Origin of the sequence: Blautia fusiformis, assembly GCF_020686995.1 — a bacterium.
In the GTDB taxonomy this organism is placed as follows: domain Bacteria; phylum Bacillota; class Clostridia; order Lachnospirales; family Lachnospiraceae; genus Blautia_A; species Blautia_A fusiformis.
Genome location: NZ_JAJEPT010000024.1, coordinates 1 through 23,156, shown reverse-complemented (window position 1 = coordinate 23,156; position 23,156 = coordinate 1). Strand labels below are relative to the sequence as shown.

The following is a 23,156-nucleotide window of genomic DNA, read 5'->3' as shown; positions in this document are numbered from 1 at the left end:
CGGACATAAAGAAACCGCCGGTCTGTTTCTGCCGGCGGTTGGTTCCTTCTGTACTGCATCAGTTCTTCCTATTTATATGTATAAAATTCATGGACCCCATATTTAAAGAGCCTCTTCAGGTCCTTTTCAAACCATTTCACATTGTGTTCCTCTGCTGCGGATTTCTGGATAAAGAACAGTGCACCTTCAGAATAATCAGCACCCTTCAGCGCCTGCTTGACCGCTTCCCTTGTTTCATCAGAAACTGCAACTTCATTGATCCTGCCATCATAGGTCGGTGAAAACTGCGGAACGCCGTCACTGTTATCCCAGACAACCTCTGTCACCGTATTCGGAAAATCTTCGCTTTTTACACGGTTCATGATGACATTGGCCACCAGAACACGGCCCTTGATATCTTCACTTCCTGCTTCTGCCTCCACGATCCTCAGAAGTGTATCATAGTCCTCATCTGACATCAGTGTGGGATTTTCCGCCAGTGTGATCGATCTTGCATCAAGTTCATTTACTTTGTTTTCCATAGAGGAGCTTACATTAAGATCTGCAGCAGTATTGGTTACTTTCTGTACTCTCTGGCCTACGATCACCTGCTCACAGGAACTTCCGATCCTTGTAACCGTGCTTCCGGATAATGGTGTATCCGTAACTCCTGAAACCACACCTGCGATCCCGGTAGGAACAGCAACCTCTTCATAGGAAGAGCCCTCTCCTCCATCTGAAGCTGCATAAACCCTGCCTCCTTCACTTTCTGCAAATGTCCTTGTCCCCAGAGAAATAACCATCGCCAAAACTGCACATAATGTCAGCACTGCAAAACTGCGCGCGGAATTTCCTCCGGTTTTTCCATTTCTACGTTCATCCTGCACTCCGTCAGCCTCACGTAAATCTTTCTCAACTTTCATAATCTCATTCCTTGCGTTTCATTTTCTGTAACAGCCCGTAATCCTTCGATACGATATCACAACCCCCATTATCATCGCTTCCCGGATATTTACGGATCATTACGATTTCCTTTACATGTTTGTAACATTTTTGTAATGTATGGGAAAATTATATTTAATAATATTGAATATGTCAAGCTTTTTCCCGTATTTAACGCTTCAATGGCGGTATTTGTGTTTTATCCACACCTTATCCACATGTATTCCACATTAAATCCACATAAAATCGCAGAGTTATCCACATTCATACCATGTTTCATTTCAGAAAAAAGGCAGATAGCGTCTCCATCTCCGTCCAATGTTGTACACCCACTTTCCGGAAATCGTACTTCTATCTGCCTGTTTATCCTTTTTCAGAACAGTTTTTTCTTCTGTTATTTACGGATTTGATTATAATATTTTGTTTTCATCCAGTCAAGGATTTTTGCTCGACCAGATCCGACCCCTTATGCAAAACGGCACAATGCCTGCACGAAAAGTGTCGCATAAACGCACAGATCGATACTCCAGGCTCCCAGAAACAGCCCCCATGGTGTTTCCCCGGCTCCTTCGGCAAATCGTTTGGGCTTCAGCGCAAGGATCAGCGAAAAAAGAAGCGGCAGAAAATACCGTCCCTGAACGCCCAGGATCTTATCGTAGCCATAGGCTGTCCACTGTCCGTATAACGTGACAAAGATCAGCGCAAATACCAGGAGACTAACTCCTCCCAGAATACCCTTTGCCGGAAGATCCAGACGGATTCCCGACATATCATCATTCCCGGAAACCTGAAGGACCAGGATCAGAAGATATCCCATTGCCAGCAGGGCACAGACAGGAATGTTCAGCCATCCAAGATTACTTCCTATCATTTCTGTAAGATAGGTCACACCAAAGCTGTCCAGGCTCCGCACAAAAGTCAGGACAAAGGCAGCCGGATCCTTCAGGATCCCCACAAGCTGTGCAGCTGTATCCACACCCGGCTGTGACTCACAGAGATATCGGGACGCAATGGCCAGCCAGCCGAAACTTAAGATCAGGATCACGGTTCCTGCACAGACTACGTGGAACCAGTAATTTTTCCTGCTTCTAAACCGTTCTTTCGGAATCAGGAACAGGAGCAGGCAAAACGGCATGTAAACCACTTTGCAAAGACACAGAAATCCGGTCAGTACGTACATCCATATCAGCTGTCTTACACTCATAACTTCTTTTTGTTTATATCGCATGGCCAATACAAAGGCAGCCAGAGCAACCGTCAGAGCCAGGGCCAGGGCATCTGCAGACATGGAATTTGCTGACTGGATATTCACAGGTACCAGCCCCAGAAGTACGAGAAAATTTTTCCCAACAGGCGTCAGACGAATGGCAAAGAAAAAGAACAGTCCAAACATAAGCATATTGGCGATTCTTCCCGCATAGGCAAGAACCATCGGCCGGTCTGTAAACAAATCTGCAATGCGGATCCCCACTACCTGGGGAAGATACGAAGTAGGTGCATACAAGGCTGTATTTCCAAATCCGTAAAACTGTGTTTTTTCCCGGTCGATACGCTGATCTGCATTCTCTCCGATATCCCATAATGATACATGATCCTTGGAGGTAAATTCCGGAACCAGACCACTGTTAAACGTCCTTCCATATGAGAATAAGTCGTTTCCTCCGTTGCCTTCCGACGTCAGATATCCTCTGGAAACCTCATAGCTTCTCAGATAATGACTGTACTCATCCGGCGAATTAAAGGCCGGAACCGCCGCCAGCGTACAGATACTCATAAAAATATAAACAACGGCAAACACCACTTCTGCCCGGAGCTGTCTGCGTTTCAGAAATGCAAAGATCACCAGCATCACAGCTGCTGCCGCCCCAATTACCAGAAACACCAGTGATTTTGGAAATGGACTGGAAATAATACGATAGGCAAGTGTCTGTGTATCATCCTTCTGGCTCACCAGCCCTGCAGCCACTCCGGTATCCCCTTTTGCGCCATCTAAAACGATTCGAAATTTCTGCCCCTTACATTCCGTAAGCTTCTGGGCAAGCCTGAAATACGTGGTATCCCCCGACGATATGGTCAGTCTGCTGGCCTGCCAGCTCTGGATCTCCCTGTCATTCTGATACAGAGTTACCTGAAACGTTCCAGCAACCGATGCACTCTCTGTAGAAAGAAAAAGCTCCACACCTGACAGACGGTTCGTTTTGCAGGTAAACTCCTCTTCAAAGCATCCTCCCACACCGATCATCGACCAGGTATCCGGTCTTGCCTGCTGCTTTACATTTCCGAGAATCTCCGAATCACTTAGCAGATATGCGGAAAAGATTAGGATCATTCCCCATATCAACAGATATTTCAGAGCGTTTTTCAGCTCTGCAGACAGGCTGTATGAGCTCCTGTTTTTTTTCTTATTTTTCATAATATCCCTCTTACTCTCTGTTATTTTCACATTCCGCACTATTATAGCATCTGCACGGCAAAAAAAGAAGCTGCGTTTTATGGCAGCTTCTCATTTTTTGTAAACCTATCCGGAACTGGATGCTTATCGATTGTTGATCGCAGTTACCAGTGCATCAATAGAGGCACGGATGATATCCTGATCAACACCTGCTCCCCAGGCAAGCGTTCCATCTGGTTTGCGGATTCCCACATAAGCGATAGCCTTGGAGGAAGAGCTCTGCTCCAGAGCATGCTCCTGATAAGTCTCCAGTGTGTATTTCAGTTCGTAAGCTTTCTTCAGTGCATTGTTTACCGCATCCAGACGACCATTTCCGGAAGCCTCTGTAACGATGGTTTTTCCACGGAATGTAGAAGTAACCCGTGTTACGATGCCATCTTCTTTCTGCTGGAAATGAACATCACTGATGCTGTATGGTTCAACCACATTTTCGAAGGTAGATTTGAACAGACTGAAGATCTCGTCCGGATGAAGCTCTTTGTGCTTGTGATCGGACACTGCTTTGGCTGCATAGCCCATAGCCTCTCGCATTTTCGGAGGAAGGTTCAGTCCAAACTTTGTCTCCAGTATATAGCCTACGCCACCCTTTCCGGACTGGCTGTTGATACGGATAACATCTGCGTCGTAATTTCTTCCCACGTCTGTCGGATCGATCGGCAGATACGGAACAGTCCAGTGCTCCAGATCTCCATTCTCTCTCCAGTGCATACCCTTTGCGATGGCATCCTGATGAGATCCGGAAAATGCAGCAAATACAAGAGCTCCACTGTACGGACTTCTTTCATATATCTGCATTCCGGTACATTTCTCATAAACCTCACAGATATGCGGCATATCAGAGAAATCGATCTTCGGATCCACACCCTGGGAATACATATTCATACCAAGTGTTACAATATCCACATTACCGGTACGCTCACCATTTCCGAACAAAGTTCCCTCAATTCGGTCAGCACCCGCAAGAAGACCCATCTCAGAATCTGCAACGCCACATCCACGATCATTGTGCGGATGAAGAGAAACGATCACGTTTTCACGGTATTTCAGATTATTACACATGTATTCCACCTGGCTTGCATACACATGCGGCATAGAATGCTCAACAGTAACAGGCAGGTTGATGATCGCTTTGTTATCTGCAGTGGGCTGCCATACATCCAGAACCGCATTGCACACCTCCAGCGCATACTCAGGCTCTGTTCCCGTAAAGCTCTCCGGGCTGTACTCAAACTGGAAATTGCCCTCTGTCTCATCAGCCAGTTTTTTCAGAAGTGCAGCGCCATCTACTGCAATCTTCAGGATCTCTTCTTTTGATTTTCTAAATACCTGCTCTCTTTGAGATACGGATGTGGAGTTGTATACATGAACGATTGCTTTTGGGGCGCCTTTAACAGCTTCAAAGGTCTTACGGATGATATGCTCTCTTGCCTGAGTCAGCACCTGGATCGTTACATCCTTCGGGATCAGATCCTGCTCGATCAGCGTACGGAGAAACTCATACTCTGTCTCAGAAGCAGCCGGAAATCCAACCTCGATCTCTTTAAAACCGATTTTTACAAGAAGCTTGAAAAATTCCACTTTCTGCTCCAGACTCATCGGGATCACAAGTGCCTGATTTCCGTCACGAAGGTCTACAGAGCACCAGATCGGGGCCTTATCCACATATTCTTTCTCCGCCCATTTCATACATTTCACCGGCGGCATGTAATACTGACGTTTGTACTTGGATGGTGTCATCATTTTGTTTTCCTCCACTTTCTTTTCTGTTTTTTGATATAAAGACATAAAAAAATCTTCCGACTCTGCAGATTCTGCAAGAGACGAAAGACAACTGCTGTCCTACGCGGTACCACTCTTATTTCATGAATAAAAATTCACACACTTGACAGATACGGAATGTACATACATCCTTATATCCTCTCCGGATAACGGCGGACACCGTCTGCGTCTACTCTCTTATATAATATACAAAATATATAAAGATTTCAGGCAGATGCTCCGAGGCGAGTTCCACAAATCCCTTCCGCTGCTTCTCACCGGCCAGCAGCTCTCTGTGTTCCGTTCTCTTGTGTACTATTCCTCATCTACGCATTTTCTTTTTGAACTGGTATTAGGTTAACACGTTATGGAAGATTTGTCAACGAAATTTTAACGATGCACCGTACAAAATTTTAACGATGCACCGTGCAAAACAAGATTATGATTATATAAAAAACCAGAAATAGATATCTCTCACCGCTCTGTCAATCGACCTGCATATCGTTTTTATATTCCTGAAAATGTGAGGGTCATGCGGATATTCGCAATTGAAGCAGGGGACTTACTTGATTCGGCTAAACTGCAATATTTTTTTATTTTTAACAAATTTTTGTTATATTTTACCAGTAAAACATGCTATAGTTCATAGTAAGAAAAAAATTTCGGAGGTATTTTTAATGAAACGTGATCTGAAAAAAATCGTAAGCCAGATGACACTGGAAGAAAAAGCCGGCATGTGCTCAGGTCTTGATTTCTGGCATCTGAAACATGTGGAGCGCTTAGGAATCCCGGAAGTAATGGTCAGCGACGGCCCTCACGGACTTCGTAAGCAGGATGACAAGGGCGATCATCTTGGAATGAATGACAGCATCAAAGCCGTCTGCTTCCCGCCGGCTGCTTTAAGTGCCTGCTCCTTTGACCGCAAGCTGATGGAAGAAATGGGCAAAACTATCGGAAAAGAAGCTCAGGCCAACGATGTATCCATAGTTCTCGGACCGGCCGTAAACATCAAACGTTCTCCTCTCTGCGGAAGAAACTTCGAATATTATTCCGAGGATCCATATCTTGCAGGTGAGATCGCAGCCGCTTTTATAAACGGAGTACAGTCCCAGCATGTAGGAACCTCTATCAAGCACTTTGCAGCAAACAACCAGGAATATCACCGCATGAGCAACTCTTCCGAGGCTGATGAGCGCACTTTACGTGAAATCTATTTCCCTGCATTCGAAACTGCAGTAAAAAAAGCTCAGCCATACACCTTCATGTGCTCCTACAACCAGATCAACGGCACTTTCGCATCTGAGAATAAATGGCTTCTCACAGATGTTCTCCGCAGCGACTGGGGCTTCAAGGGCTATGTGATGTCTGACTGGGGCGCAGTCAATGACCGCGTTAAAGGCCTTGAGGCAGGACTTGATCTGGAAATGCCCTCCTCCAATGGAGTCAACGATTCCCTTATCGTACAGGCCGTAAAAGACGGTTCCCTCAAGGAAGACATTCTTGACGAGGCTGTTGAACGTATTTTACGCATAATTTTTGAATATACAGACAACCGTGCACCGCAGGACTTCACTATGGAAAAAGACCATGAAGAAGCACGCCACATTGCGGAAGAATCTATGGTTCTTCTGAAAAACGATATGCAAATTCTCCCTCTGAAAGCATCCGAAAAAGTTGCTTTCATCGGTGGTTTTGCAAAGAAGCCTCGTTTCCAAGGTGGCGGAAGCTCTCATATCAACTGCTTCAAGATCACAAATGCACTGGATTCCGTTCCTTCCGATGCACAGGTTACTTATGCGGAAGGTTTTCCTGCAGACAAAGATCTCTACGATGACGCACTTGCAGCTGAAGCGATTAAAACTGCTGCCGCCGCTGACAAGGTTGTGATCTTCGCCGGACTTCCGGACAGCTTTGAATCTGAAGGATACGACCGTTCCCACATGAGGCTTCCTAAATGCCAGAACCGTCTCATTGCTGAGATCCTTAAAGTACAGCCGAATACCGTGATCGTCCTCCACAACGGTTCCCCCGTGGAGATGCCATGGCTCAATGATGTAAAAGGACTTCTGGAAGCATACCTCGGCGGTCAGGCAGGCGGTACCGCTGTCGCAAACATCCTTTACGGAAAAGTAAATCCAAGCGGCAAGCTTGCCGAGACAATGCCGCTCAAGCTCTCCGACAATCCATCTTACCTGAACTTTGGCGGTGGTGAAAAGGTTGAATACCGTGAAGGGGTATTCGTAGGCTATCGCTACTACGATACAAAAGAAATGGATGTAGCATATCCGTTTGGCTATGGACTCTCCTACACTACCTTTGCCTGCAGCAACCTGAAGATCTCCAATGAAAATCCTACAGACAAAGACACGATCACCATTTCGGTTGATGTAACAAATACAGGAAACGTGGCAGGAAAAGAAGTCGTACAGCTCTACGTCAAAGACTGTACCCATTCCGCGATCCGTCCGGAAAAAGAACTCAAAGGATTCGAAAAGGTTTTCCTGAACCCAGGCGAAACCAAAACAGTAACCATGGAACTGGACAAGAGAAGCTTCGCATGGTACAATACAGAACTTCATGACTGGTTCGCAGCCAGCGGCGAATATAAGCTCCTTGTCGGTACCTCTTCCAGAGATATCCGTCTTGAAGGCAGGATCCATCTGAACAGCAGCCAGGAGCTTCCGATGCATGTTCATATGAACACCACCCTGGGCGAACTGTTCCGCAACCCGAAAACAAGCGAAACAGCAAAAGAACTGACAGCAAAATATATCTCAGCCATGAACGGTGGTGAAGAGTCCTCTTCTGAAGCCGCTTCCGAAGCTATAACCGAAGAAATGACAGAAGCCATGACTGACTCCATGCCATTACGTGCACTGGTAAGCTTCGGAGGGTATTCCAGAGAAGAACTTACAAAAATTATTGAAAAATTAAATAAACTGGTATAATTTCACAGAGCATTCTCTGCCACTCGAATTATACTTACATAAAAAAGCTGACAGAATAAAACCTGCTTTTACAATGACACAGGTTCGTACTTCTGTCAGCTTTTTGATTTTTTATCAGCAGTGCATCAATTTTTTTATATTGCTCGATCTGCGATGCACCCATATTTTACACACCACTTTTTTGCCTGTAGATTTCCTTAAGATCCTCCACCGCCATCTCCGGATCCATCGTGTGAAACATCAGGTAATTTACATTCATGGTTTTTGCCGGAGCCTGACGATAAATCTCTCTGCTTGATTCACCTGTTACATAATGCCAGTATCGATACACATATCCCGCCCAATACATAACTTCCTTATCATACTGTATACCATCTTTCTTTACTTCCGGGCATTCATCTGCAAACTCTTCCAATAAGTACTCTTCCGATTAGCCAAGGAAATACCTTGTTTTCGATTTCGGCCACTTACTTTCTTTAACGCCTGTCTTTCCATCCAAAGAAGCGGAATTTTCCTTTCAATCCGGATTGCATCACATGCTTTCTGTGTCACCGCATACTTAGCATATAATTCTGTCCCTGCTATTTCTTCCAGTTTTCCCCTGTGATAAGCAATCAACATGGCCCATTCGATATCTGCTGGTATTTCAATTTTTTTTAACTCATTTTCATCTATTGAAACTATATAGAATACCGATTCATCATAATCGCAAATCAAAGTCAATGGCTGCAATGGTTCTGTCCCCATATAAAACCCAGCTCCAAAATCACATCTGTCTCTGCTGGATGGTGTAATGAGGTACTCGCTATTTTGCGTTTACTTAATAACATCACATAACAGCTTACACTGCTTATCATATTTTTAATTTGACTCTTCTTATACTCTCCATTACGAACTCATCTTTCATAAGCAAGAGAAAGAGCCCATACAAAATAATTCCAACAAATATTTGTACACTTAAAGCTACCATTTTATTTGAAATTAATATTCCTATTCTCCAAACCATTATAGACATACACATAGCTGAAATAAAGTATTTGAAAAAGCACATCGAAAGCTTAGGAATTTTCAACTCAACTTTACTATATATAATAAACGCTACTAAAATAACACTTTCAGCAAAAACCGAAGCAATCGCTGCTCCACATGCTCCTAATTTAGGAATGAGTAAAATATTTGTCACAAAGTTTACAATTGCTCCTCCAATAACTCCAATATTATACTCTTTCTGTTTACCTGCTGAAATCAAACATTGTTTACCTATCGTATTGTCTAATCCAATAATTATAATTAAAAAACTAAAAATCCTTAATAAGAGTATACATTCTTCATAACCTTTACCTAGAAAAACAGGAATTAAATTCTCTGAAATTGCCATAGTACCAAAACATATCGGACATGCAATCAACATAATAAATTTCATTGTAATTCCCATTATACGTTTACGTTCTTCCTTATTATCATTTTCAAAAAAATATGCCATTCTAGGAAATGTAACAGTTCCAACAGTTGTTACAAAAACCAATAATATCTGTTCAATTTTATATGCCTGCTCATAATATCCGTTCTGAAATTCCGATCCTGTAATCCATCCTATCATACTTTTATCCAAAACCGTATACACCATAGTTGCAACCGTAGGAATAAAATATATCATACTTTTCTTCCAATGCTGTATAATATTCATATTTTTAAAGCTTTTAGGCTTAATATATTTAATTACTTGAGGCCACAAAGAAAAATTACCAATCAAGGTTATGCCATGAATTATTATTGCATATATATATAAATCATTATGTTCTCTTACCAAAGCAAAAATCAATACTATGTTTAATACTTTTATTATAATGTTTCTCATTGCAAGCATTTTGAACCATTCAAGTCCCTGTAAAATAAAAGACACATCATTCATTTGACCTAATATATAGAGACTTAACACACTATACAACAGTTTATATTGTTTTGATGCTTTTAAAATAACAACAAAGTAAATTAATAAACTTATCATTAATGTAACTAAACGCCCAAAAAATATTTCACTCACAGTTTTATGCAACAATTTCTTATTATCTCTATTTCTGGCAATTTCTAATTGTCCATATGTTGCAGTTCCAAGGCATCCAAATATTCCAAAGTATGTCACAATAGATAAAGCATAACTATATTTTCCGATTCCATCAGCTGACAAAACACGAGAAATATAAGGTGTCGTGAATATAGGTGTTATAACTGCAAGAATCTGATAGATCAAATTAAATAGAAAATTACTTTTCAAACTTGTTTGTTTCACTTATCAGTCACCCTCTTATTTTTACAGCTTGCTATTATATTCCATAAAATCTCATTGTTATATATATTAGTTTTACATAAAAAATCTATAATAATTTCATGTTTTTTTCTAATGTCTTCATACTTTCTTCCTGTACTTCCCGAAATACCCAAAAACAAAGGTCTTTCCATAAACATTTTATATTTGATTTTATATTTCTTTAGTGCTTCATAAAATACATGCTCTAAGTACTTTCCTTGAGAATCATATGTATTTTTATATACATTGAGCATATACTTTTTATAAGTATCTATAGATATACAATAAAATCTCGTATCAATTTCTTTTGAATAATGCTTTTTCATAAAACAATTTCTATCTTTTCGCAACAAGTTTTCTATATTTGAGATTCTTAGTCTTCCTGTTATTTTACAAAAAAAGTAATCACTGTCAGATATTATTTTACTATTATTCAAAACATATTTAATAATTTCTCCTTCACCATATCCTTTGCCATATGTATTCACTAAATCAGGGCTAGCCTGAAAACATAACCATTCAAATTTTTTAAACCTTATTTTTGCGAGATCTTGAATTTCTTTATCATCATATACATATCCACTATTATCGCAAAAAACAATTTTATCAAAAACTTCTGACTCTATTGCCCATTTAATTGTTGATATATAATCATCTAAGCGCAAGCGATCATCTCTTACTGCAACATATGGCGTATTATCATTTACTTTTATACATCCCGTTATTATTAATAACATTTATGTATCCCTTTCATTTCTAATTTATTGCATGAAACATATATATATTCAAACAATGCAATACATATAGCAAAACAAGGCATTCTTTGATAATTTACAATTATTAGCGTTGCACTTGTGACAATAATATAGCAAAACATTCCTATAAGCATAAGGTACTCTGAATACGAACTAATTTTACCTTTTACAGATTGTAAAACAAATAACATTCTCATAATAGGAATAATATATATAACAATAATCCCAACAATTCCAGCAATGCCTAAGAAACCAATAATTCCTATATCTTCATAATTATGATTCTGCCAATACGCAATTCCGTATTCATTCATAATTTTCTCCGGCGATATAATTCCAATACCAAGCAATTTGTTTTCAATAAAATGGCTCATATAAAATTGAATTTCATTCAATCTATAAAGTGTTGAATTACCATTATTTTGAATTGAAAATTTAGATAATATCTGGTCGATCATTCCACCAGCAATAGAAAAAAATCCTCCTAAAATCAAAAAAATCCATGTTAATATTTTAGAAAATTTGTTCTTTTTTGAAAAAAGTAACATTGCTATCAACATGAACAGCAACGCAATTGTTCCCATTCTTGTTTTTTCAACATATATTTGTCCTAATAATACTATGCACATCTTAAAAAAATCCAATTTTCTATTATGTACAACACTGTTAGAAAATAAATATGCTATAACTAATGGGGTAAAAACCGCACAATCAACAATTCGTATATATCCATTCTTTTGTGCTAGCGCATCTCCGCTTATTTTTAACAGCATAAATCCAAAATGATTATTCATAAATGCATTAATAATCAATGATATATATCCTATCACTGTTATGTTTGCAATCGTATCCAATACCTTTTCGCTATTACTATTTAACAGCAAATAAAACAATGGAATAATCCATATAAGAAAAAAATAATGCTGAGCAGCACTGTAGAAAGCACTTAATGATTGATTATATCTAGAGTGTGTGTACAAAAATTGTGGTATCACAAAACCTCCCGCTAATATAATCATGTACTTGTTTATATAATTATCTACTTTCTTTATACGTTTAAATAATATAAAAAAATATATCAATGATACAACTGAAAAAAAGCCAAAAATCTGCATATGAATATATTGATATTGTTGAGGTAAATAGAATCTATATCCTCTGCAGCTTACAATTACTATCACATACAACAGTAAACAAATTAATGTAGTTTTGTTGAGATGTATTGTTTTTTTATGAAGCATTATTTAATAATCTCCCGTTTTTTATATTTACGATAAATATCATCTATACTACTTACTATATTTCCAATCCAACTATTTTCAGATAATAGTAATTTGAAATATATATTTTTAATTTTTTGTGTCAATGATTTTGCATCAACCAATCCTAAGTCTTCCTTTATTTTCAACGTACCCAAATATGTTTTATATTTTTCTTGATTTGAGTAACCATTCATACTATAATCAGCGATTATCAAATCTACATATTTAAAAGTCCCGCCATTTAAATAAAGTCTAAGAAAAAAATTGTAATCTGCCACTCGATAAGCTAAATCAAAAAATTCTGTTTTCATAATACTTGTTTTTGTAATACTTGATTGATGGCAAAATGGCATATTCCATTTCATGAATTCAATAGGATCTGCTTTTGTCATCCATTTTTCATCTCTAGAAACTCTAACTGTATTTCCATATATAACATCATCGTCCAATTCTTGATTTGCCAAAAGTGTTTCTAATACTTCTGAATCATGAAATTTATCATCCGCATTCATAAAATTGATATATCTTCCTCTAGCCATTTGAATTCCTTTATTCATTGCATCAAAAATTCCTTGATCTTGCTCAGAAATATGACGGTACTGCACCCCTCTATTTTTAAACTTCTTATCATATGAACATACTATTTTGTAAGTATTATCTGTGGATTTCCCATCAATTAAAATATATTCATAATCTGTATATGTTTGCTTCAAAACTGATTCGATTGTACTCTTTATAGTTCTTTCAGCATTATAACAAACTGTCACTATACTTATTTTACACATGTTATTCTCTCTCTTTTTATAATTCGTAATTTGATTTTTGGGGGAATTTTTTTTCAAATGCTCTCAACACTTCTGATTTAGTTTTTTCAAAATTCGAAATTTTACTTGAATCGTTAATACAAATAGTTTTATGCTTATTCATTTCTATATCCTTTAATATTAAGGTCGTATCATCATTTATAATATACATTTTTCCAAAATCGGGAGAACGCGGTACAAAGTTTCCATTCGCAAGTTGCCAGTATCTCATCAACCATTGATTTACATCTTTGTCATCTCTGAATTTATGTTCACACACCTCTTCCAAATATTTTTCTTCTTTTTCCCAAACTTCTCTAAATGTTTCCTTTAAATAAGAATATGGTGTATGTAATTCATAAAATCCTGCAAATTCTTTCCATGGTAATAAGAATAATGTTCTTAGCATATATTTCCCATATCTCGGATTAATCCATTTAGTTAAATTTTTTTTAAATTGAAGTTTAAAATCAAAATAATCCGAAAGCACACATAAATTATTAACAATAATATGTGGAATTCCTTGTCTGTCCATTTTTATAGTATTTAGCACTGCACAATCTTTAGGTGTAGTTTCGGAAAAAAAATCCTCCGGTTTAACATAATCGTTCAAAAACATATCATCATTAAAATAAACAAATTTTTCAGTCAGATCTGGTATCCTATGTAAGTTAAGCTCAATTACATGTGAACTAAATGTGGGCAAATATTTTTCATCTATATAATCTTTATGGTCGACTAAGTTCAATTTAGGATGATTTATATTAAGCCATTCAGGTTTCTGACCACATGTTACAAAATGTATTTTCCTAACCCAAGGTGCATATTTTTCAACAGCTCTAAACCAATATTTCAAATTTTGCCAATCTCTATAACGCACTTCATTATTAGTATGATTTCCTTGTTGACCTTTATATTTATTTTTGTCCTCTATCCATATTGGATCCTGATCATCTACCCATAATATAACAAAATCAATATCCGCTTTTTCACTCATAATATTTCACCATTTATTATATATTTCTTTCATTTTTCCCAAATAGTTCTTTTCACTAAAATGTGATTGACATATTATACGATTATTATTACAAATTGCCTTTAAATCAGTGACAGAAACATAAAGCATTTCTTTATAAATCATTTTCTTATTTTGTTCATTAAATATCACAATTCCATTTACGCCATCCTCCACGATATCTGGAATACCAGCATGATCAGTTGTAATAATGAACATTCCATTTCCCATTGCCTCAAGAATACTAATAGGTTGACCTTCATTGGGATATCTGGTCGGCAATGCAAAAATATAGCATTTTTTTAGAAGTTCTCTCTTCTGTTCGCCACCTACAATCCCGTAATATGTAACATACTCTTCCAGCCCGTTTTCTTTTATATAGCTTTCAAAGTAATCTTTTTCACTGTCTTCAAAGAACTTGCCTGCAAAATCAAAATGGAATCTTTTCTCTCCACCAGCGTCTACACGCTCTTTTTCGGCTTTTGCCATTTCAAGAACGAATGAATATCCCTTACTTCTAATAAAGTTGCTCAGCCAAAGGACATGAAGAACTTTTTCATTTTCTAATGCTTTCAGCTTTTCTTCGATTTCTTGGTCTGTGAGCAAATACTGATCATCAACGCAGTTTTCTACGACAAAAATCCTGTCATCATCAATCATCCCCTCAAAAATCTTCTTCAGAGAGTTTGATAGAACAATCGCACCAGATAGTTTCTTGATAGCCTTATAATTTGCTTTGCGTTGCCAGCCAGCCATATCGTTATCGACTAACTGACGATAATATCCGCCATGGAGATGAATCAAGCATTTCTTGTGCTGCAATTCCAACAGCTTAAAAATGACCAAGTCCCGAAGATTTCCGCCTTTCGTTTGGCTGATTGTAAAATAAAACAAATCAGCCTTGCTACGGCTTATCTTCAGGAGATTCTTAATAAAGTTCTTGTTATTGGTAATATCCACCTTTTCAAATTCAAACTCCCCTTGCGAATCAATCTCAAAATTCAAATTTGAATTATAAAGAGTCTCAACTGCCTTGGATAAGCCATGCATTGGAGGAGGAAACTGAGCAATAAAACATATTTTCTTCATCAGCTATTGCCCTCCAACCTCTTAATAACTCTCGCCGGATTACCAGCAATCACACAGTTATCTTCGAATTTTCCGCATACCACAGCACCGGCACCGACAACGCAGCCATCCCCCAGCACTGTGCCTTTCAGGATTATACTGTTGCACCCGATGAAACAGTTCTTACCGATCTTGATTTCTCTGCTTGGCACCAGATCACTGTCACCACCATTTTCATCCCGGAGCAGTTTGTTTCTGGTTTCTGTTTCAATAGGATGGAAGTCATTATCCAGAATCTTGCAGTTACCACCAATGCAGGTATTCTCACCAATCGTGATCTTCTTGCGGGCGTAAATCGTAGCACCTGAAATTCCCACATTATCTCCGATTTCAATCTCTGCACCAGGTGCACGGGTAACGATGATTGTCCGGCTGTAAAGTCCAACCAGATTACTGAGGAAGCTGCTCTTAATCGTGGCGTTCTCACCGATCTTCAGCTTGGCACCACCTTTGTTGAAGATGATTGGTACGCCTTTCAGCAAGAGGTTCTTTCCATATTCAACTTTCGTCATCTTCATAACCAGCTTGAACCAGTTACTATTCATTCCCTCTCGCCTCCTTTACAGCTTCAGAATTTCTTCTGCATACTTCTGTACACTTACATTTCTGGTCAGATTTTTTTCAAGGTTTTCCCGGCTTCTGGCTCCCATGGCCTTCAGCTTTTCACTTCCAGCATTCTCAATAAACCAGCGGATGTTTTCTTCCACCTGGTCATACTCGCCCGGCTCGCAACACAGGCCACCCTTTGTGTCCTCAATAATGCAGCGAATCTCAGATCCAGATTCCAGCACTCCAATTACTGGCTTTGCAGCAGAAGCCAACCCGTAATATTTTGACGGACAGCTCACGCCTTTAATGCCTTTCGCATTCACACACCAGTGGACATCTCCAGCATTCAGACTGTAAATCAAGTCTGCCTTGTCCTGATATGGGATAAAAACTACATTCTCCATATGATGCTCGGTCACATAGTCTTCCAGTGTTTTCAACACAGAACCAGCACCGACAAAGGCAAAGACAACCTCTCGGCCATCTGCCGTCTTGGTATCAGCACCAAACTTCTCAACCACTTTGATCAGGTTCTCAAGGTCATAGTACAAACCGATATTGCCGGAGTACATGATGACAAACTTGCTATCTAGGCCGTACTTCTTCTTAAAAGCAACTACTCTCTCGTTGCCTGCTTCCAGCGGATAGATTTCATTTTCATCGATCCAGTTATTGATCATGACAGTCTTCGGGACTTTCTTGCCCTTGAATCTGCCTTCTACCGTCTCGACCAGATCCCGCCCAACTGTGATGATCAAGTCACTTCTCTTGCAGCTGAACTTGTCAAACCACATCATAACGTCCGTAACGAACTTGCTCTTGGTGTAGCCAACGGCTAGCACCTGCTCCGGATTGAAGTCCTGAATATTATAAATGTACTTGGCGTGTTTCATCCATTTGCCCCAAACGCCAAGGAGACCGCCGAGAATAGGAGGCTGAGAAATTGAGAACACATAATCCATCTTTCCAACCTTAAAGGTTGCTCCCATTGCTCCAAAGAAATAAGAAACGATGTTCTTTACACGACTCTTCTTATTGGTCTTGCTAAATTCCGGTACTCGGATCCGCAGTACTTTTACGCCGTTGATTTCTTCTTCATAATATTTTTTTGTTTTATATTTATCTTCAATCGTTCCTAAATAACTGGGCACTACACAAATGACTGTGATGTTAAATTTATCCAGCATACCCTCCGCCAGTTCACGGAGGATCTGCCCCGTTGACGCAGTATCTGGAATATAGTAATGAGCATAAATCAGAAGATTTTTCTTACCTGCTCTCTCTTTCTTCATCTGCTATATTCCTCCAAATTTACTTCATTCCTTATTAAGAAATGAAGTTTTTCAAAACTTATCTTCACACAAACTCCACGTTCCAGACATCCACCCCAGAATCCTGGAACACCTCTCTCAACCTCCGATGCAGCATCTCCTGTGTGACGCCTTTCTTCAGTATTACCTGCAGGAAACCGCCGCCTCCGGCTCCGGAGATGAATTTTCCGTCGATCATGTCTTCACATACACTGAAGATCTGGTCTATGCAGGTGTTGGTTGAGCCGGCATCCAGCTTTTTGGAGATTTCCCAGTGCTGGTTGAGAAGGCTCGCGAATTCGTCGATGTCTTCTTTTTCCAGGGCGAATTTCATGAGTGCTGCTACTTTCTGCATCTCATCCAGCGCCTCCAGAGATTCTTTTCGGCCGCCGATGTAATTTCCTACGACTTCTCTGAGAAGGTTTCGGGCAAGGCGCCGCTGGCCTGTATAGATCAGAGCGAATCGTTCCTGAAGCTCCTGTTTCGTTTTTTCCGAGATCTCTACCTTTTCTACCTTCAGCTGCTGCCGGATTCCGGGTCTTGATGTGATAAATTTGATTCCGGGTGTCAGGCCGCCAACCTGATCCTGCCAGCCGCCGCCTGTGCTCATGATCTGCTCCAGGTTGAGGACTGTATCATAGATCTGGCTGGCATCCCAGTTCTCCCCAAGAAACTCTGCAAAAGCTTTAACGCAGGCTCCTGCAAGGATACTGCTTGTTCCAAGGCCGGATCCTTTGGGAACGCCTTTGACGCAGGTGGAAAGGTAGAATCCGCCGCCCATTTTTTCCAGGACCTTTTTCAGGTCGGCCTTTTCCTCCAGCGGAAGGATCCCGCAGGCGATAATGGCTGCCTTGTGCAGGGCAAAAGGATCGTATGGATTATGGCAGTCCTGGATCTCTTCTGCACTTTCTGCTGTTCCGTAAGCACCTGTGTCTGTACTTGCCAGCTCAATATGTAATTCCGGTATCTTCCGAATCTCTACCTCGATGGGTTCACAGCCTCTCAGCAGGATTGCTGCGTTAAGAACAGTTCCTCCGTGTTCGTTGCAGTATGGCGGTGTGTCTGACCAGCCGCCGCCCCAGTTCACACGTACCGGCAGATTTACCTTTACCTGTTCTTTTGCGATCGTATAGCCGCTGTTTCCTGTCAGCTGTGTCTGAGATGCGATCTCTTTCTGGATCTGGGAAAAGCACTCCTGCTCCAGCACATCGTATGTTTTTCCGTCAAAGCATTTTTTAGTGAATTTCATGGAGCGTGATACTGCATACAGGATCCGTATTTTCTGTGAAAAATCTGCTTTTTCAGCTTCTTTCATCAGCAGATGGTAATGTCGTTCCTGGATTTCTTTTTCACCAAAGATCTTAAGTGCAGGAATATAATGTCCGCCTTTTTTCAGCTCTCCCAGAAATACTGCCACCAGGATCCTTGCTTCCAGATCTTTTTTCCAGGAAAGGATATTTTCTGTATTTCCATACCGGAAGGATTCTTCCAGACTCAGTCTCGGCTGTTTTTTCCAGCTCTCAATCTGCTGGGGTTCAGCAAGTCCTTCGCTCATTTTTACAAGAAGGTTTCCTGCCTGTGCTGCTTCCTGGAATGTTTTGCAGACCGGATACAGTTTTGCATTCCAGAGTGCGTGGGTTTCGCCTGTCCAGATATCTTCCGGCGCCAGTCCATTGGCCGAAAGAAAATCCGCCAGGTTTCCCCGCAGAAAGCTTCCTCGTTCTTCCAGCGTTTTCTTCGGATTATCCATGACTCCATATGTACGGATCACGCATCGTCCTGTCTGACCGCCGTAAAGCTCTGTGATCTCGTCCTTCAGCTTCACACCGTGAAATACTGTGTTCGCCGGTATATGTACATCCTTCAGGGAGAGTCCGGATACTACAGCGCCCTTTCCGACGTGGGTTCTTCCCTCAAGGCAGGTGTCTTCAATATATGTTCCTTCCTCGATGTTAGCTTCCGGTCCGATCAGTGCTGTGTGCAAAGCTCCCTGGCAATTTGAGTCATTGGTGAATACGTGTTTTTTCCAGTCGAGGAACTCATAATCGGTTACTTCTTCTGTCATCAGAGCACGCAGCTCTCTCGTTGTTCCGAAATGGATAAATTCTGCAGGAGAAAGACAGATAAGCTTCATCTGAAAAGGACTTAATGCCTTCCATATTTTTTCTCTGCAGGTAAAAAGCTCTGTGCAGAATTCGCCTTCTGGTTTTTCTTTCTGATATTGTTCAAAGGTGGAATCTGCCGCCAGCGGATACAGAAAATCTCCGTAAAAGCTGACTCTTGCTTTTTCATTTACAAAGCTTTCGTATTTATCCGGATCTGCTTTTTTTCCTGATGCATCTGCGATCAGACTGAACAGTGTTTCCAGTATTTCGGCGTCCAAAAGTACGGCGCCTGTGTCAAGATCCACGCAGTCCTGTCCATTCACGGCTCCCAGCCTGCGAAGTGTTTCTGCCGGCTGTTTGTGAAGAAACATTTTTACATGGTCGCTTCCATTATTCAAAAACACTCCATGATCGACTCCCACTTCTACCGGAGATTTCATGGAGATCGCCGCAGCTCCGCGGAACTGGGCATCTATCTGTAAAGGATTAAAAAGTAGGAGCACATCCCCGGAAAGTACCAGCATTCCTTCTTTGAACCTGGCCGGAACGCCTGCCATACTGATGAGAAATTCATCAAACAGTGTGGAGCCTCTTCCATCCGGAAGTTCTCTTGGTACTGGTGAAAAAAGCTTTCCGCACACAGAATACTGTGGGACTCTTTTGCTGTCTCCGCCGGAATGGATCACAAGGATTCTTTTGTTATGGAAATCTCCCCGGAGTCCTTCTTCCTCCGAAAGAAATCGGAGCACATTCAGAGTTGCTCCGCCGGAGCCTACTCTTTTGCCTTCCGGATCCGGGAGCACGAAATATTTTGTCCATCCCGGCAGTACACCCTGTTCCAATCTGTCTGCGATCTGGCTGCGGAAGGATCTAGCCTGTTCTTCATTTGATGAGGTCAGGATCACATAGTCCCATCTGGGAAAATTTACTTTGCGGATGCTTCGTGCATAGTCTTCCCATGCATCCTGGCAGCTTTGCCGCAGAAAAAGATTTTTCAGTTTCCTGTATTCTGTGTTCATTGCTTTCCTTATCCTTTGCTTTTTCATACTTTCTTTTTTTACATAACTTCGAATACTCTTATCCGCTATCACGGCTGTGCCGTAGCTTCTGGCGGAAATTCTTGGCCGACTCTTCCTTATGATAAGGGAGACACGACAGGCGGTATTCAACCTGTCAGCATCTGCCTGTAGCAGAAGCTGAGTTGTGCTCTCGCTCTATAAAACAGTGGTCATACCACTTGTTTCCCAAACTGAAGAATACATTTATGGCTCAGATTTCTGGCACTGTTCAGGCTTCGACTTCCTCTGTGCCCGTTCTCACAGGTATATTCATCTGTTTTGCGGTTTGCTGTCTTAACTGGTGCACCGCAGACAGAGCAGGTTTCGGATATCCCTTTTGCATAGGTTTCAATGACCAGAATGCCATTTTTCCATGCTTTATAGGGCAGATTGCTCCTGATCCCGGAGCTTAGATGCATAGTGCTCCAGTTTCCTGATCCGATCATCACATAGTCTGTGTATTCTTTTTTGTATTTTGGAAGGACGATCAGCGAAACCTGCTTTTCCAGGCAGAAGCCTATGATCTGTGAACTGATCTCATGGGCATAATGCTCCGACAGGTGTTTCAGATGCATCCAGTATTTCCTGTTTTCTCCGGGCTGTTTTTCCCCGCCGAGAGATTTCCGGGCTTTCTCGATTTTTTTCCTGATCTGATTGCAGCGGTGCGTATATTCTTTTCCGCCGCCCCAGAATTTCACATCTGTTTCCTTCCCCATGCCGTCACATACTGTCCCCACAGCAAAAACATCTCCATTTGTAAACTGGATGGCACAGATCTTCCGTCCTTCCTGGATGCGCTGCTTTACTGTTGCAGTGTCTGCTGTAAATTCCTTTACGGGAACATGCAGCATGAGATATTTCTTCTCAAATGTTACTGAGGGTGACATCAGCTCTGCTTCTGCGGGAAATTCTCTGCCGTACAGCCTGCATCTCATCCATTTCCACTGTTCTCCTGTCCATACCTTCAGTGTGATCTCCTTATGGGAAAAATCTCTGTACATTCCTTTATAATAGGTAACTGCCGAATGAAGCTTTTCTGCTTTTCTCCCCGGAATGGACTTTTGCCTGGATATGTGACTCTTTGCTGCGGCTATGGCACTGTTTATCGCAGCACGCCTGAAATACAATGGGACTTTTTCCCAGGGAAGGGGATTCTGTGGAACCTGCTTATCTCTTCCCATAATGGTCAGGACTTCCAGGGCCCGAAGAGTTTTCTGGCTTCCTAGTTCTCCCAGTTCCTCATGAGCCAGCAAAAGATCATAATAAAAGCTTTCAATTTCATTATAGAAATCCTGGGTTTTCCTGAGCCATTCCGGATGTCCGCAGCAAAGTCGGAGTCTTCTGGTTGTTATGCTGTAGCCTATATTGGACGGCATGTTCTCTTCCTTCCGTTTATTTATATAACTTATCCAATATTATTATCCTGTCGCTTAATGTTAGATTAAGCGACAGTAATTTTTTTGGATTATTCTGTTGTTTGATCCAAGATTTTGAACCATATGTAATGATAACATCCGCTTTAATGCTTGTCAAGCGATCTGAAATTGCCATAGCTGTCCAATTATGTCGTTTTTTGTGCCGTTTTACGCAACTTTTTATATATCAGAGAAAGAAAAATACATATCAATATATAAAAGTGGTCATGATAAGTGGTCAGATGTATAGTCCCAGGGACCTGTATTTTGCGGGAAATATCAGGCTTCTTGGTATAAGATTCATGGTCATAAGTGGTCAGCTTTTGTGGTCAGAAAAATGGCGAATTCCCTTATATACAGGTTTTTTCAGGTCCTGTCGCTTAATCTAACATTAAGCGGCAGTTTTCACATTCTCTTCATTTTCCTTTCACACAATGCACACATTTTTTTACTATATTATTAACTGTAGATAGCAAATGCGAATGCTAAATAATCTTTTTCTTTTTCATACTTTTTTGCCGGGAGTCTGCACAACTCCCGGCCTCCTTTTTTTGTTCTTCAGGCAGTTCGCCTGCATTTTCTATTATTATTAAAGATATAAAAATATGTCTTGTTTTTTCCTCTTTCATATATTATACTGATTAAGAACTTATTGTTCCTGTCCAGTTTGTTCTTTGATAATTTCATAGACTTCACACTCGAAACATGATACAATATCCGCACAGAGAAATATGCGGTACAGTTTTTATGGGAGGATGCGCATATGTTAGATCAGAAAGATTTGGAATTATTAGCTGGTATGATAAACCCGATCAATGTCCAGCTGGGCAATATAAATAACCGATTAGATGGTATCGACGCCAGACTGGATGCTGTGGATGCTCGTCTCGACGGTATCGACGCTCGTCTCGATGCTATGGATGCTCGTTTCGACGGTATCGACGCTCGTCTCGATGCTATGGATGTTCGTTTCGACGGTATCGACGCTCGTCTCGATGCTATGGATGTTCGCTTCGATGAAATAGATGCCCGCTTCAACCGGGTAGAAAACAGACTTGAAATGATCGATCTGAAATGTGATACCAACAGAAAACGCCTGGACGACCTTTCACTGGATGTTAAGCTTGCAGAACGGGATATCCGAAAAGATATCAAGAATTTACAGGACACAACAGAAACTCTTGTTGTTGTACTTCAGGGAAGAGGTATTTTACCTGACCCGGGTAACACAATACAGACAGCCTGATCATACCATGTAAAGAGTGTGAAGCCTATGAAAGTATCAGTTACTGTTCACTGGTAATGTTCCGCGAGGTGTTTTTTGTGAGCGAAGGTCACAGAAAACCCGAGACATACCGCGCGAATTTAT

At 40.8% G+C, this 23,156-nt stretch carries 17 protein-coding genes and 1 other annotated feature; of the genes, 2 read left to right on the top strand and 15 right to left on the bottom strand.

Going from position 1 to position 23,156, the window contains the following annotated elements:
• Nucleotides 1-68: 68 nt before the first annotated feature.
• The 3 genes from LKD46_RS15515 to LKD46_RS15505 all read right to left on the bottom strand — a co-directional run bounded on the left by LKD46_RS15515 (nt 69) and on the right by LKD46_RS15505 (nt 5,113).
• On the bottom strand, nt 69-902 hold the full coding sequence (locus LKD46_RS15515; protein WP_227574337.1) for a cell wall hydrolase: 834 nt from the start codon (nt 900-902) through the stop codon (nt 69-71).
• A gap of 485 nt (nt 903-1,387) precedes the next feature.
• Nucleotides 1,388-3,334, bottom strand: a complete 1,947-nt coding sequence (locus tag LKD46_RS15510) for a DUF2142 domain-containing protein (RefSeq protein ID WP_227574336.1) — start codon at nt 3,332-3,334, stop codon at nt 1,388-1,390.
• A 123-nt stretch (nt 3,335-3,457) separates the two neighbouring features.
• Nucleotides 3,458-5,113, bottom strand: a complete 1,656-nt coding sequence (locus tag LKD46_RS15505; RefSeq protein WP_182466255.1) for a 2-isopropylmalate synthase — start codon at nt 5,111-5,113, stop codon at nt 3,458-3,460.
• Between the two features lie 73 nt (nt 5,114-5,186).
• Nucleotides 5,187-5,469: a binding site (T-box leader), on the bottom strand.
• Nucleotides 5,470-5,808: 339 nt separating this feature from the next.
• Between LKD46_RS15505 and LKD46_RS15500 the strand changes: the two genes are divergently transcribed.
• Nucleotides 5,809-8,079 carry a glycoside hydrolase family 3 C-terminal domain-containing protein gene (locus tag LKD46_RS15500; RefSeq protein ID WP_227574335.1) on the top strand — a complete coding sequence of 757 codons (2,271 nt, stop codon included), beginning with the start codon at nt 5,809-5,811 and terminating at the stop codon, nt 8,077-8,079.
• Between the two features lie 166 nt (nt 8,080-8,245).
• On the opposite strand, the gene LKD46_RS15495 is transcribed toward LKD46_RS15500, so the two are convergent.
• From LKD46_RS15495 to LKD46_RS15440, 12 genes are all read right to left on the bottom strand, one after another.
• A complete protein-coding gene (locus tag LKD46_RS15495; RefSeq protein WP_227574334.1) occupies nt 8,246-8,494 on the bottom strand; it encodes a hypothetical protein in 249 nt (82 codons plus the stop codon).
• Nucleotides 8,461-8,826: a hypothetical protein gene (locus LKD46_RS15490; protein ID WP_227574333.1), complete on the bottom strand. Its 366-nt coding sequence runs from the start codon at nt 8,824-8,826 to the stop codon at nt 8,461-8,463. Before LKD46_RS15490 ends, LKD46_RS15495 begins: the two co-directional genes overlap by 34 nt.
• 106 nt (nt 8,827-8,932) lie before the next feature.
• Nucleotides 8,933-10,369, bottom strand: coding sequence for an oligosaccharide flippase family protein (locus tag LKD46_RS15485; protein ID WP_227574332.1), 1,437 nt, complete (start codon nt 10,367-10,369; stop codon nt 8,933-8,935).
• Nucleotides 10,366-11,124, bottom strand: coding sequence for a hypothetical protein (locus LKD46_RS15480; protein WP_118369088.1), 759 nt, complete (start codon nt 11,122-11,124; stop codon nt 10,366-10,368). The genes LKD46_RS15485 and LKD46_RS15480 overlap by 4 nt, the downstream gene beginning before the upstream one ends.
• Nucleotides 11,115-12,383 (bottom strand): O-antigen ligase family protein, encoded by a 1,269-nt coding sequence (locus LKD46_RS15475; RefSeq protein WP_227574331.1) that lies wholly within the window; start codon nt 12,381-12,383, stop codon nt 11,115-11,117. The genes LKD46_RS15480 and LKD46_RS15475 overlap by 10 nt, the downstream gene beginning before the upstream one ends.
• Nucleotides 12,383-13,189 (bottom strand): glycosyltransferase family 2 protein, encoded by an 807-nt coding sequence (locus tag LKD46_RS15470; protein WP_118369092.1) that lies wholly within the window; start codon nt 13,187-13,189, stop codon nt 12,383-12,385. The genes LKD46_RS15475 and LKD46_RS15470 overlap by 1 nt, the downstream gene beginning before the upstream one ends.
• Before the next feature lie 16 nt (nt 13,190-13,205).
• On the bottom strand, nt 13,206-14,204 hold the full coding sequence (locus LKD46_RS15465; protein ID WP_118369094.1) for a Stealth CR1 domain-containing protein: 999 nt from the start codon (nt 14,202-14,204) through the stop codon (nt 13,206-13,208).
• Nucleotides 14,205-14,210: 6 nt separating this feature from the next.
• The gene (locus LKD46_RS15460; RefSeq protein WP_118369096.1) at nt 14,211-15,311 is read right to left on the bottom strand and encodes a glycosyltransferase family 4 protein; all 1,101 of its coding nucleotides are present in this window, start codon (nt 15,309-15,311) and stop codon (nt 14,211-14,213) included.
• The gene (locus tag LKD46_RS15455) at nt 15,311-15,895 is read right to left on the bottom strand and encodes an acyltransferase (protein ID WP_118369098.1); all 585 of its coding nucleotides are present in this window, start codon (nt 15,893-15,895) and stop codon (nt 15,311-15,313) included. The genes LKD46_RS15460 and LKD46_RS15455 overlap by 1 nt, the downstream gene beginning before the upstream one ends.
• Nucleotides 15,896-15,910: 15 nt before the next feature.
• Nucleotides 15,911-17,191, bottom strand: a complete 1,281-nt coding sequence (locus LKD46_RS15450; protein ID WP_227574330.1) for a glycosyltransferase family 4 protein — start codon at nt 17,189-17,191, stop codon at nt 15,911-15,913.
• A gap of 64 nt (nt 17,192-17,255) precedes the next feature.
• Nucleotides 17,256-20,333: a fucose pyrophosphorylase domain-containing protein gene (locus tag LKD46_RS15445; RefSeq protein WP_227574329.1), complete on the bottom strand. Its 3,078-nt coding sequence runs from the start codon at nt 20,331-20,333 to the stop codon at nt 17,256-17,258.
• Nucleotides 20,334-20,542: 209 nt separating this feature from the next.
• On the bottom strand, nt 20,543-21,748 hold the full coding sequence (locus tag LKD46_RS15440) for a transposase (RefSeq protein ID WP_227574328.1): 1,206 nt from the start codon (nt 21,746-21,748) through the stop codon (nt 20,543-20,545).
• An 820-nt stretch (nt 21,749-22,568) separates the two neighbouring features.
• On the opposite strand from LKD46_RS15440, the gene LKD46_RS15435 reads away from it, so the two are divergent.
• On the top strand, nt 22,569-23,033 hold the full coding sequence (locus tag LKD46_RS15435) for a DUF4407 domain-containing protein (protein ID WP_227574327.1): 465 nt from the start codon (nt 22,569-22,571) through the stop codon (nt 23,031-23,033).
• The last annotated feature ends 123 nt before the right edge of the window (nt 23,034-23,156 follow it).

What these genes read in the sequence shown, in the direction of transcription:
- LKD46_RS15465 (WP_118369094.1), bottom strand. Translation starts at nt 14,204, where the DNA reads ATGAGTGAAAAAGCGGATATTGATTTTGTTATATTATGGGTAGATGAT.
- LKD46_RS15450 (WP_227574330.1), bottom strand. Translation starts at nt 17,191, where the DNA reads ATGAAGAAAGAGAGAGCAGGTAAGAAAAATCTTCTGATTTATGCTCAT.
- LKD46_RS15490 (WP_227574333.1), bottom strand. Translation starts at nt 8,826, where the DNA reads ATGGGGACAGAACCATTGCAGCCATTGACTTTGATTTGCGATTATGAT.
- LKD46_RS15440 (WP_227574328.1), bottom strand. Translation starts at nt 21,748, where the DNA reads ATGCCGTCCAATATAGGCTACAGCATAACAACCAGAAGACTCCGACTT.
- LKD46_RS15515 (WP_227574337.1), bottom strand. Translation starts at nt 902, where the DNA reads ATGAAAGTTGAGAAAGATTTACGTGAGGCTGACGGAGTGCAGGATGAA.
- LKD46_RS15455 (WP_118369098.1), bottom strand. Translation starts at nt 15,895, where the DNA reads ATGAATAGTAACTGGTTCAAGCTGGTTATGAAGATGACGAAAGTTGAA.
- LKD46_RS15500 (WP_227574335.1), top strand. Translation starts at nt 5,809, where the DNA reads ATGAAACGTGATCTGAAAAAAATCGTAAGCCAGATGACACTGGAAGAA.
- LKD46_RS15480 (WP_118369088.1), bottom strand. Translation starts at nt 11,124, where the DNA reads ATGTTATTAATAATAACGGGATGTATAAAAGTAAATGATAATACGCCA.
- LKD46_RS15510 (WP_227574336.1), bottom strand. Translation starts at nt 3,334, where the DNA reads ATGAAAAATAAGAAAAAAAACAGGAGCTCATACAGCCTGTCTGCAGAG.
- LKD46_RS15475 (WP_227574331.1), bottom strand. Translation starts at nt 12,383, where the DNA reads ATGCTTCATAAAAAAACAATACATCTCAACAAAACTACATTAATTTGT.
- LKD46_RS15505 (WP_182466255.1), bottom strand. Translation starts at nt 5,113, where the DNA reads ATGATGACACCATCCAAGTACAAACGTCAGTATTACATGCCGCCGGTG.
- LKD46_RS15470 (WP_118369092.1), bottom strand. Translation starts at nt 13,189, where the DNA reads ATGTGTAAAATAAGTATAGTGACAGTTTGTTATAATGCTGAAAGAACT.
- LKD46_RS15445 (WP_227574329.1), bottom strand. Translation starts at nt 20,333, where the DNA reads ATGAACACAGAATACAGGAAACTGAAAAATCTTTTTCTGCGGCAAAGC.
- LKD46_RS15460 (WP_118369096.1), bottom strand. Translation starts at nt 15,311, where the DNA reads ATGAAGAAAATATGTTTTATTGCTCAGTTTCCTCCTCCAATGCATGGC.